We start from the raw sequence: 11,507 nt of genomic DNA, 5'->3' as shown, positions 1-11,507 counted from the left end.
CTCGACGCGGGCGCGGATCGCCGCCACGTCGGTCACGGGCGTCGCCGCGAACAGCGTGCGGGTATAGTCATGCTGCGGCGCGCCGAACACCGCGTCGCGGGTGCCGTATTCCACCACCTCGCCCTTCCACATCACCATCACATCGTCGGCGATGTAGCGCACCACCGAGAGATCGTGGCTGATGAAGACATAGGTGAGGTCGAACTCCTCCTGCAGGTCCGCGAGCAGGTTCAGCACCTGCGCCTGCACCGACAGGTCGAGCGCCGAGACCGGCTCGTCGAGCACCAGAAGCCGCGGATTCACCATCAGCGCCCGCGCGATGGCGAGGCGCTGGCGCTGCCCGCCCGAGAACATGTGCGGATAGCGGTGGAAATGCTCGGGCATGAGCCCGACCTTCACCAGCATCGCCATCGCCTTCTCGCGCCGCTGGGCCGCACTGTCCCCGGTGTTGAGGATCAGGGGCTCCATCAGCATGTCGCCCACCTTCTGGCGCGGGTTGAGCGAGCCGTAGGGGTTCTGGAACACGATCTGCACCTTGCGGCGCAGACCCGCGGGCAGGCCCTGCGTCGCGATGTCGATGGGCTCGCCGTCGATGAGAAGCTCGCCCTCGGTCGCGGGATCGATCAGGGTGATGATCCGTGCCAGCGTGGATTTGCCGCAGCCGCTTTCGCCCACCACGGCCAGCGTGCGGCCCTGCTCGACGGTGAAGGAGATGCCCTTCAGCGCGCGCACGGGCTTGGCCCGGCGGAAGAGGCCGCCCGAGCCTGCATAGTCGCGCACGATGTTGCGGGCTTCGAGAACCGGGGCCATCACGCGCCTCCTGCCAGAGCTTCTGTGTCGATGAAATCCGAGACGGTGGGCAGCCGGTCGCCGGTGGCAAGCTCCGGCAGCGCCGACAGGAGCGCCCGCGTATAGGGATGCTTCGGCGCCTCGAAGATCTCGAGCACGCCCGCCTCTTCCATCTTGCGGCCCTTGTACATGACCACCACCCGGTCGGCCGTCTCGGCCACCACGCCCATGTCGTGGGTGATCATGATGAGGCCCATGCCCGTATCCTCCTGCAGCTTCATCAGGAGGTCGAGGATCTGCTTCTGGATCGTCACGTCGAGGGCCGTCGTGGGCTCGTCGGCGATCAGGAGCTTCGGCTGGCAGGCGATGGCGATGGCGATCATCACCCGCTGGCACTGGCCGCCCGACATCTGGTGCGGATAGGACGACAGCCGCGCCTCGGGATCGGGGATGCCCACCGCATCGAAAAGCTCGATCGCGCGGGCGCGCCGCTCGCGCGAGCCGAGGCCCAGATGGACGCGCAGCACTTCCTCGAGCTGGAAGCCCACCGTGAAGCAGGGGTTCAGCGAGGCGATCGGCTCCTGGAAGATCATCGAGATGTCGCGCCCGATGAGCTTGCGCCGGTCGGCGTCCGACATGGTGAGCATGTCGCGGCCGTCGAAGCGCAGCATGTCGGCCTCGACCGTGGCGGTGGCGGGCAAAAGGCCCATGGTGGCCAGCATGGCCACCGACTTGCCCGAGCCGCTTTCGCCCACGACCGCCAGCACCTCGCGGCTGTTCACGGTCATGTCGATGCCCCTCACCGCATGGAAGCGGCCGGTCGAGGTGGCGAAGCTGACGGAGAGGTTGCGGATTTCGAGTAGCGCCATCGGCTCAGCTCCGCTTCAGTTTCGGGTCGAGCGCGTCGCGCAGCCCGTCGCCCACGAGGTTGATCGCGAGCACGGTGATGAGGATCGCGAGACCGGGGAAGGTCACCACCCACCAGGCGCGCAGGATGAACTCGCGCGCTTCGGCGAGCATCGTGCCCCATTCGGGGGTGGGCGGCTGCGCGCCCATGCCGAGGAATCCGAGGGCCGCCGCGTCGAGCACCGCGTTCGAGAAGGAGAGCGTGCCCTGCACGATCAGCGGCGCGAGGCAGTTGGGAAGGATGGTGCGGAACATCAGCCGCAGGCGCCCTGCCCCGGCCACGCGCGCGGCCATGACATATTCGCGGTTCTTCTCGGCCATCACCGCCGCCCGCGTGAGGCGCGCGAAGTGGGGCTGCAGCACGATGGCGATGGCGATCATGGCATTCGTCAGCCCCGGGCCGAGGATCGCCACCATCACGAGCGCGAGGAGCAGCGACGGGAAGGCCAGGATCACATCCATCACGCGCATGATGACCGCATCCACCCATCCGCCGAAGAAGCCCGCGACGAGGCCGAGGATGATGCCGCCCGTAAGCGCGATCGAGACCACCACGCAGCCGATGAAGAGCGACTGCCGCGCGCCGAAGATCAGCCGCGAGAGGATGTCGCGGCCGACCGCATCGGTGCCGAGAAGGAAGCTCGGGTTGCCGCCCTGCTCCCAGAACGGCGGCACGAGCAGCGCGTCGCGGTTCTGAAGCGTGGGGCTGTGCGGCGCGAGCAGCGGGGCGAAGGCCGCGATCAGCACGAGCGCGAGGAAGACGCAGAGGCCGATCACGGCGCCGCGGTTCTCGGAGAAGTAGAACCAGAACTCGCGCAGCAGGCGCTTGGTTTCCGAGCCCTGCGGAGCGGACTTTGTCACGTCGGTCATGGAGCCCTCACGAATGACGGATGCGGGGGTTGATGACCCCGTAGAGGAGATCGACGATCAGGTTGACCAGCATCACGACGCCCGCCATGAGCAGAAGGCCGCCCTGCACCGACGGATAGTCGCGGCGCGAGATGGAGTCGATCATCCATTTGCCGATGCCCGGCCAGGAGAAGATGGTCTCGGTGAGAATGGCGCCCGCCATCACCACGCCGACCTGCAGGCCGATGGTCGTCACCACCGGGATCAGCGCGTTCCTGAGCGCATGGACCGAGATCACGCGGAAGGGGCTCATGCCCTTGGCGCGCGCGGTGCGGACGTAATCCTCGCCCAGCACCTCGAGCATGGCCGAGCGCGACTGCCGCGCGATCACCGCCATCGGGATCGTGGCCAGCACGATGGCGGGCAGGATCAGGTGGCGCACCGCGGAAAGGAACGCGCCCTTCTGCCCCGAGACGAGCGAATCCCACAGCATGAAGCCCGTGCCGTTCGGGAAGAAATAGAGCAGGTCGATTCGCCCCGAGACCGGGGTCCATTTCAGGATGCCCGAGAAGAAGATGATGAGCAGAAGCCCCCACCAGAAGATCGGCATCGAATAGCCCACGAGCGCCGTGCCCATCGAGATCTGGTCGAACCAGCTGCCGCGCTTGATGGCGGCGAAGACACCCAGCGGAATGCCGATCAGCGTGGCGAGCGTGACCGCCACCAGTCCGAGCTCGACCGTCGCCGGGAACAGCGTCAGGAACTCGGTCAGGACCGGCTTCTTGGTGGTCAGCGACAGGCCGAAGTCGCCCTGGAAGAGGTTTCCGAGGAAATCGAGATACTGCACCCAGATCGGACGGTCGAAGCCGAGCTGGGCCGAGAGTTCGGCGTGACGCTCGGGCGTGATGCCGCGTTCGCCCGCCATGAGCAGCACCGGATCGCCCGGCAGGAGCCGCACGAAGCCGAAGGCCACGATGGTGATGCCGAGGAAGGTCGGTATCAGATAGGCAAGCTTGCCGAGGAGGAATCTGATCATCTGAGCCCTGAATGATGAGAGGCGCGCCGGGGTGCTCCGGCGCGCCTGCCCGTTACTTTAGCCGTTTCACTCTTCGATATCGACGCCCGAGAAGCCGTGCTTGCCCAGCGGGTTCATCACATAGCCCGAGACCTTCTTCGACATCGGCATGAAGACCGTCGAATGGGCGATGGTGGCCCAGGGGTTCTCGCGCTTGAAGACGAGCTGCGCCTCTTCATAGAGCTTGATGCGCTCCGCCTGATCGGCCGTGACCTTCGCCTTCTGGATCAGGTCGTCGAACTCCTTGTTGCACCATTGCGCGCGGTTCGCCCCGCCGTCGCCGGTGGCCGAGCAGCCCAGCAGCACGCCCATGAAGTTGTCCGGGTCGCCGTTGTCGCCCGTCCAGCCGAGGATGACCGCGCCCTTGCGCGACGGGTCGGTCGACTTCTTCAGATACTCGCCCCATTCGTAGGAGACGATCTCGACATTGACGCCGATCTTGGCGAAGTCTTCCTGCATCAGCTCGGCGGTGCGCCGGGCGTTCGGCATGTAGGGACGCTGCACCGGCATCGCCCAGATTTCCATCGAGAGATCCGACACGCCGGCTTCCTCGAGCAGCTTCTTGGCGGCCTCGGGATCGAAGGCCGTGTCCTCGACCGCGTCGTTGTAGCTCCACATGGTCGGCGGGATCGGGTTCTTGGCCACCTGCCCCGTGCCCTGGAAGACCGCCTCGAGGATGGCCTCCTTGTTCATCGCCATGTTGAGCGCCTTGCGGACGTTCGGATTGTCGAAGGGCGCCACGGTGGTGTTGTAGGCGAGATAGGCCACGTTCAGCCCCGGCTGCTCCATCACCTGCAGGTTCGGATCGGCCTTCAGCGCCTCGATGTCGGCGGGCGCCGGATAGGGCATGATGTGGCATTCGCCGGCCTGCAGCTTCTGCATCCGCACCGCCGGATCGGGGGTGATGGCGAAGATCAGGTCGTCGATCTTCTCGCGCCCGGCCCAGTAGTCGTCAAAGGCCTGATAGCGGATGACCGCATCCTTCTGGTAGGCCACGAACTTGAACGGTCCGGTGCCCACCGGCGCGTTGTTCAGGTCTTCCTTGCGGTTCTCGGCCTCGAGCTTGTCGGCATATTCCTTCGACAGGATCGAGGCGAAGTCCATCGCGAGGTTGGCGAGGAAGGGGGCCTCGGGACGGGTCAGCACGAACTTCACCGTCAGGTCGTCGACCTTCTGGATCTCCTTGATCACGGTCGGCATTTCCATGCCGCTGTAATATTCGTAGGTGATCCCGGCCACATACTGGTGCCACGGGCTGGATTCGTCGCCCTGGCGCATGAACGAGAAGATCACGTCGTCCGCATTCAGCTCGCGCGTGGGCGTGAAGAAGTCGGTCGTGTGGAACTTGACGCCCGGCCGCAGGTGGAAGGTATATTCCAGCCCGTCGTCCGAGATCTCATAGCTCTCGGCCAGCGCCGGGGCGATCTCGGTCGTGCCCGGCTTGAACTCGACGAGCTGGTTGTAGACCGCCTGCGACGCGGCGTCGAAGGTGGTCCCGGCGGTGTAGGGCGCGGGGTCGAACCCCTCGGGCGAACCTTCCGAGCAATAGACCAGCGTCTTGGCGTGGGCTCCGGCAGCAGCCATCAGGGCCAGCGAAGACGCGGCCAGCAGATGCGCGAATTTCATGGGTGAACCTCCATCATGTTGGAAGTGCCGACTTCTTGCGAACGAGCGGCGCCTCGACAGGATCAAATGCGGTGTTGAAAACCTTTGCAAGGCGAATTCTCAAGGGTGACGTTGCGACGCTCCTGCAAAACAGGAACGCAGGGTCGCCGTTTGCGTTGCGCGCATGGGCCGCAAGGGCGGTCCCCCGACATGCGCGGCGGGTCGCCGCAGGGCCGCTCGAGGAGGACGGATGGCCGATAAACTCAAGAAGGGCGATGCCGTGGTCTGGAACACGAGCCAGGGCCGGACGGACGGCCATGTGGTGAAGAAGCAGACGCGCGACACGAAGATCAAGGGACATGCGGTCAAGGCCTCGGCGGACGATCCCCAGTATATCGTCGAAAGCGACAAGACCGGCGCCCGCGCGGCGCACAAGCCCGATTCGCTGAAGAAGAAGTAGCCCCGGGCCGCGGGCGGACGGACGGCCCTCCTGCCGGCCGCCCCGCTCCGGCGGCCTTGCCGCCCGCGAACCGGCACCGGGGGCGCCCGGCGGCAGAGCCCTGCGACTGCGGGCTCTGGCCCGATGGCCCGCCACGGGCAACCTGTGCCATCGCGGTCGTCGCAAGCTCCTGTCCCGCGACAGGCGCTCGCGTCCTTGGAACCAGACAGGATCGGCGGCAGCACAGGCCGCAGGGCCCCTTGGCCCTCCGGCTCGGCAAGGCACCGCCGAGCCAATTGCGCCTGCGCCCGTTTCCGCTAGGCTCCGGTCCGAGGCAGGATCACGAAAACCCGGAGGAAACGGAATGCAGGCGACGCGGCGCGCGGTAATGCTCGGACTGTTGGCTGCGGGGCTCGCCGGCTGCGGCGGCGGCTTCGGGATCGGCTCGGGCGCGGCACCGGAGCCCGCGATGCGGGCCGTGCCGAACCCGGCCTGGGACGCCTGGGTGGCGGGCTTCCGGCCGCGGGCGCTCGGCGCGGGCATCGATCCCGGCACCTTCGACCGCGCCTTCCGCTCGGCGGGCTTCCTGCCCGACGTGATCGAGCGCGACCGCAACCAGACCGAATTCACCCGGACGACCGAGGATTACCTCTCGATCGCCGCCTCCGAGGAGCGGGTCTCGCTCGGTCGCGCTGCCCTCGCGCGCCATGCGGGCGTGCTCTCGCAGATCGAATCCCGCTACGGGGTCGAGGCCGAGGTCGTGACCGCCGTCTGGGGCGTCGAGAGCCGCTACGGCGAGCGGCGGGGCGACGTGCCGATCGTCTCGGCCCTCTCCACCCTCGCCTTCGAGGGCCGCCGCGGCGCCTTCTTCGAGAGCCAGCTGATCGCCGCGCTGAAGATCCTGCAGTCGGGGGACACCGATCCCGCCCACCTCACGGGTAGCTGGGCGGGCGCGATGGGGCACACCCAGTTCATCCCGACCTCCTATCTGGCCTATGCGGTCGATTTCAACGGCGACGGCCGCCGCGACATCTGGTCGGACGATCCGACGGACGCGCTGGCCTCGGCTGCGGCCTATCTGTCGCGCTCGGGCTGGCGGCGCGGCCAGCCCTGGGGCGTGGAGGTGCAGCTTCCGGCGGGCTTCAACAGCGGCCTCGCGGGCCGCGGCACCACGCGCAGCCCGGCGGCCTGGACGGCGATGGGCGTGCGCGACATGGACGGGCGCGCGGTGCCCGATCACGGGGCCGCCTCCATCCTGATCCCGATGGGGCTCGCCGGGCCCGCCTTCATGGTCTTCCGCAACTTCACCGTCATCACCCGCTACAACAATGCCGAGAATTACGTCATCGGCGTGGGGCACCTGTCGGACCGGCTCCGCGGGGGGCCGCCGATCCGGGGCCGTTTCCCGCCCGACGCCCGCGGCATGACCAAGGCCGACCGGCAGGAGCTGCAGCGCCGCCTGACCTCGGCGGGCTATGACACCGGCGGAACCGACGGCGTGGTGGGAAGCAAGACCGAGGCCGCGATCTCGGCCTACGAGGCGGCGAACGGCCTGCCGGTCACCGGCCAGCCCTCGATCCCGCTCCTGCGCCGGCTGGGCGGCTGACCGCGGGCCTCTCGCCCCGCAAGCCTGAGATCTCAGGGCACCAGAGCCTCGAGTTCGGGCAGGAGCGTCACGCTCTCCTGCTCGTTCGGATCGGTGCGCGAGATGACCGCGACCGCCGGCCGTTCCGAGAGATTCATCGGCAGATGCGGCATGTCGGCGGGAATATAGAGCAGCTCGCCCGCACCCACCTCCATCCGGTGCTCGAGCCGTTCGCCCCAGAACATCACCGTCTCGCCCTCGAGCACATAGATCGCCGTCTCGTGGCTCGCATGCTTGTGCGCCCGGGCGCGCCCCCCGGGCGGGATGGTCAGGAGATGCATGCAGATGCCCTGCGACCCCACGGACTGCGCCGAGACGCCTTCGTTGTAGGTGAAGCCCTGACGGCCGTCGTAGAGGCCCGTCGGACGCAGCTTGCGACAGTCCGCCATGGCGCGCCTCCTCCCCCGATGATGATGGGCCCGAGCCTAGCACGCCCGCGCCCTCCGGTCATCCGTCAGTCGGGATCGGCATAGGGATGCAGGCGGCCTTGCGGGTCGCGCACCTGCCAGCGGCCGGGGCCGTCGGCGATCAGGTGGTCGTGCGTGAGGGGCACCTTGCCGAACCCGCCCGGCAGGTCGAGCACATAGCTCGGCAGGCCGATCCCGGTGATCCGGCGCCGCAGCTCGGCCATCAGCGCGCGGCCCTCGTCGATCGTGGTGCGGAAATGGCCCGCTCCCTTCGCGAGGTCGCAATGGTGCAGGTAATAGGGCTTGACCCTCAGCCGCAGCAGCGCCCGGAACAGAGCCTCGAGCGTGTCTACGCTATCGTTCACCCCGCGCAGCAGGACCGACTGCGACAAAAGCGGAAAGCCCCGGTCGGCCAGCCGCCCCAGCGCCGCGCGGGCGTCGAGGCGCAGCTCTGCGGCATGGTTCACATGGACCACGATCCAGACGGGCACCGGCCCGAGCAGCGCGCGCAGCATCTCGTCGTCGATCCGGTGGGGCGCCACGACGGGCACGCGACTGTGGATCCGCACCTGATCGAGGTGCCCGATCTGCCCGAGCCGCCCGATGATCGCGCGCAGCCGCCTGGGCGACAGGGTGAGCGGATCGCCCCCGGTCAGGATCACCTCGCGCACCGAGGGCGTCGCATCGACATAGTCGAGCGCCGCGGACAGGTCGGCGTCGGGCAGGATCCCCTCGCTGCCCACCACCTCGCGGCGGAAGCAGAAGCGGCAATAGACATCGCAGGTCCGCGTGACATGCAGGATCACGCGGTCGGGGTAGCGATGGGTCAGGCCCGGCACCGGGCTGCGCGCCTCGTCGCCGATGGGGTCGGCCAGCTCCTCGGGCCGGATCTCGAGCTCGTCGAGCGTGGGCACGAACTGGCGCGCCACGGCCGGGTCGTCCGAGGCCTCCACCATCTGCGGCGTCAGCCGGATGCGGAAGGCCCGCGCGACCTCTTCCAGCCGGTCCTCGGCCGGATCGGCCAGCCCGGCGTCGCAAAGATCCCTGAGACTTTCCACCGCGCGGTCCATCAGGACAGCCTCCATCGCAAAAGAGGGGCGCCTTATCGTCGCACCTCTCCGCGGACGCAAGCGACGAATCCGGCATGTTGCCGGGATTGTCACCGGCTGCGGCCGGGGCTAGTCGCGCAGACTCTCGGCCACCCAGCGCGGGACGACCTCGGTGGCGGGCCCGTAGAGACCGCGGTCGAACAGGCCGCGGCGCCCGCTCGGCTCGAGATTGATCTCGAGGGTGGGAATGCCCTGCGCCGCCGCCTCGTCGACGAAGCCCGCGGCGGGATAGACCTCTCCCGAACTGCCGATCACCACGAAGAGCGTGGCCCGCGCGAGCCGTTCGAGGATCTCGTCCATCCGGTAGGGCATCTCGCCGAACCAGACGATGTCGGGGCGAGTGGCGGGCCGGCCGCAGCTCGGGCAGGCCTCCTCGGGCAACATGCGCTCGGGCGCAGGCCAGCGGTGGCCGCAGGCCGCGCAGAGCGCGCGGCGCAACTCGCCATGCATGTGGATCACCCCGGTCGAGCCCGCCCTTTCGTGCAGGTCATCCACATTCTGCGTGACCAGCGTCACCTCGCCCGGATGGTCGCGTTCCAGCCGCGCGAGGGCCGCATGGGCTGCGTTGGGGGCCGCGTCGAGGCAGTTCTTGCGGCGCATGTTGTAGAAGTCATGGACCAGAGCGGGATCGGCGCGAAAGCCCTCGGGCGTGGCCACGCGGCTCAGGTCGTAGCGGGTCCAGAGCCCGCCCTTGTCGCGGAAGGTGCCGAGCCCGCTTTCCGCCGAGATCCCGGCGCCGGTCAGGATGAAGATCGAGTCCATGGCCCGAGGCTAGCAGCCCGCCCGCCCCGGCACCAGACGCTGCAGACTGGCCGGCCCCATCCGGCCGCCTGCGTCTTTGGAAAGCAGTTACAGGATGTTGCGTAAGAAAGCTCGCGCAGAGCATGATCTCCGCCCGCCGCAGTCAGGATGCCGCATCGAGACCGGCCTGTCGCCATGAGCGGGTAGCCTCTGCAGGTGTCTGTCCGCACGTCCCGAGGCAGCGTCCCTGCCCCTCGGAGCGGCGAAAACCTCAGAGGCAACCCGAGCTTTCGCCGGCAAGATCATGTAAAGATTATAAATTCCCTCAGCCCGCTTTGCGTTCGAGGGTCCGGCTCGGGAGGTCGGCCGTGGTATGGCCGCGGATCGGGAAGGTGAGACGGAAGCAGGCGCCGCCTTCGTCGCGGCGCTCGAGAACGGCGTCGGCCTGCGCCACGAGGGCCTCGACGATCGCGAGCCCCGAGGGCTTCGGATCCGCCCCCGCGGGCAGGCCCACGCCGTCGTCCGCGATCTCCAGCCGCGCGGTGTCGGCGCCGACACGGTGGAGCGACACGCGGATCCGCCCCGGCCGTCCGTCGGGAAAGGCGTGCTTCACCGCATTCGTCAGCAGTTCCGCCGCGACAAGCGCCAGCGGCACCGCGCTGTCGGGTCCGATGCGGATGCCCTCCTCGACATCGCGGTCGACGGTGATCGGGCGTTCCGGCGGCACCAGCGCCTCGCTGATGCTCAACCGCTCGATCAGCCGGCCGAAATCGAGATCGTAGCGCTCGCCCGCCGCGAAGAGCATCGAATGGACCTCGGCGATGGCCATGATCCGGCCGCGCAGTTCCAGCGCCTCGATCCGGCCGCGCGTGCGGATCTGCCGGTCGATCAGCGCGAGCACGAGGGCGAGATTGTTCTTCACCCGGTGGCTCAGCTCCTGCATCAGCCGGGCGCGCTGCTCGGCGATCTTCTGCGTCGCCTCAAGCTGCTGGCGGGTCTCGAGCGCGATGACACTCAGCTCCATCGCCCGACGGATGCGCCCCGAGAGCACGAAGATGAAAAGCGCGAGCAACCCGAGGAACATCCAGATCGGCACGACGCGCCAGAGCCAGCCGGCGCGGATCTCGGAGACGGGCGCGCCATAGATGGCCACCAGCGGCAGATCGGCCACGCGGGTGAAGCTGTAGAGCCGGTCGGTTCCGTCCGAGATCGACACGGCGCGGTAGCTGCCCGAAATGCGGCCCTCGGTCTCCTTGACCACGGTTGCGGTCTCGTCGAGCATGATCGGCCGCGTGGCGTTCCGGCGCAGCAGCAGGTATCCGTCCGTCCGCAGGAGCGACGCGGCATCCGTCGTGCTCGGGGCGATCTGCTGGAGGAAGGCCCGGATCGATCCGAGGGTGAGCATCGACACGAAGATGGCGTCCTGCCCCTTGTCGGAGAAATCGGTCGCGACGAAGAGCCGGTCATCCACCGGGTCGGCGGTCTCGACCCGTCCGACGAAGACGGTCCAGCCCGCGGCGCGTGCGGCACGGAAGGCCTCGATGGGAAAGCGGAAGTCGGAGGGATAGCGGCTGCCCTGGGCGAGCACCGGCCCGTCCGGCCCATGGACGGCAATCCCGCCCGAGGAGGTCTGCGCACTTTCGATGGCCGTCAGGAAGGTCTCGAAGAGCGGCGAGGTCAGGTAGTCCGGGCCCTGATCCCGCATATCGCGCAGGGCCGCCTGCTGCAGGATGACCTGGGTCTGCACCAGCCGCTCGACATAGAGCGAGATCAGGCGTGCCTTGGACTGCCCCTGCTCTTCCAGGGCGGCGACCTCTTCGTTCCAGGACCAGACTGCCCAGATCACCATGCCGAGCACCGCCAGGATGGCGGCTCCCATCCTCAGCGCGATGAAGTGGGTCGATCGCAGGGTCTTGCCCGCCGGGCTGATAATGTCGCGCAT

Annotated in this window: 11 protein-coding genes; 2 read left to right on the top strand and 9 right to left on the bottom strand. The window is 68.2% G+C overall.

The genetic code is table 11. The features are described from left to right. From A9O63_RS19855 to A9O63_RS19835, 5 genes are all read right to left on the bottom strand, one after another. The coding region (locus tag A9O63_RS19855; protein WP_069333440.1) for an ATP-binding cassette domain-containing protein at positions 1-810 on the bottom strand (810 nt) is incomplete at its 3' end. Beyond that, positions 810-1,658: an ABC transporter ATP-binding protein gene (locus tag A9O63_RS19850; RefSeq protein WP_084296086.1), complete on the bottom strand. Its 849-nt coding sequence runs from the start codon at positions 1,656-1,658 to the stop codon at positions 810-812. The genes A9O63_RS19855 and A9O63_RS19850, both read right to left, overlap by 1 nt. Positions 1,659-1,662: 4 nt before the next feature. Next, on the bottom strand, positions 1,663-2,565 hold the full coding sequence (locus tag A9O63_RS19845) for an ABC transporter permease subunit (protein ID WP_069333439.1): 903 nt from the start codon (positions 2,563-2,565) through the stop codon (positions 1,663-1,665). Between the two features lie 7 nt (positions 2,566-2,572). Then, positions 2,573-3,580, bottom strand: a complete 1,008-nt coding sequence (locus tag A9O63_RS19840; protein ID WP_069333438.1) for an ABC transporter permease subunit — start codon at positions 3,578-3,580, stop codon at positions 2,573-2,575. 66 nt (positions 3,581-3,646) lie between these two features. Further along, complete coding sequence (locus tag A9O63_RS19835; RefSeq protein WP_069333437.1) at positions 3,647-5,245, bottom strand: ABC transporter substrate-binding protein; 1,599 nt, start codon at positions 5,243-5,245, stop codon at positions 3,647-3,649. Between the two features lie 229 nt (positions 5,246-5,474). Between A9O63_RS19835 and A9O63_RS19830 the strand changes: the two genes are divergently transcribed. Together A9O63_RS19830 and A9O63_RS19825 are read left to right on the top strand one after the other, a co-directional pair. Beyond that, positions 5,475-5,684, top strand: coding sequence for a hypervirulence associated TUDOR domain-containing protein (locus A9O63_RS19830; protein WP_069333436.1), 210 nt, complete (start codon positions 5,475-5,477; stop codon positions 5,682-5,684). Positions 5,685-6,027: 343 nt separating this feature from the next. Continuing rightward, the gene (locus A9O63_RS19825; RefSeq protein WP_069333435.1) at positions 6,028-7,269 is read left to right on the top strand and encodes a lytic murein transglycosylase; all 1,242 of its coding nucleotides are present in this window, start codon (positions 6,028-6,030) and stop codon (positions 7,267-7,269) included. 32 nt (positions 7,270-7,301) lie between these two features. On the opposite strand, the gene A9O63_RS19820 is transcribed toward A9O63_RS19825, so the two are convergent. The 4 genes from A9O63_RS19820 to A9O63_RS19805 form a co-directional block, all read right to left on the bottom strand. Next, the gene (locus tag A9O63_RS19820; RefSeq protein WP_069333434.1) at positions 7,302-7,697 is read right to left on the bottom strand and encodes a cupin domain-containing protein; all 396 of its coding nucleotides are present in this window, start codon (positions 7,695-7,697) and stop codon (positions 7,302-7,304) included. A gap of 65 nt (positions 7,698-7,762) precedes the next feature. After that, a complete protein-coding gene (locus A9O63_RS19815) occupies positions 7,763-8,785 on the bottom strand; it encodes a lysine-2,3-aminomutase-like protein (RefSeq protein WP_084296084.1) in 1,023 nt (340 codons plus the stop codon). Positions 8,786-8,893: 108 nt separating this feature from the next. Then, positions 8,894-9,586 carry an NAD-dependent deacylase gene (locus tag A9O63_RS19810; protein WP_069333432.1) on the bottom strand — a complete coding sequence of 231 codons (693 nt, stop codon included), beginning with the start codon at positions 9,584-9,586 and terminating at the stop codon, positions 8,894-8,896. A 304-nt stretch (positions 9,587-9,890) separates the two neighbouring features. Continuing rightward, complete coding sequence (locus A9O63_RS19805; protein WP_069333431.1) at positions 9,891-11,507, bottom strand: sensor histidine kinase; 1,617 nt, start codon at positions 11,505-11,507, stop codon at positions 9,891-9,893.

Source organism: Cereibacter johrii (genome assembly GCF_001720585.1).
In the GTDB taxonomy this organism is placed as follows: domain Bacteria; phylum Pseudomonadota; class Alphaproteobacteria; order Rhodobacterales; family Rhodobacteraceae; genus Cereibacter_A; species Cereibacter_A johrii.
Note: the sequence above shows the minus strand (reverse complement) of the source record. Positions and strands in the feature narration are given on the sequence as shown.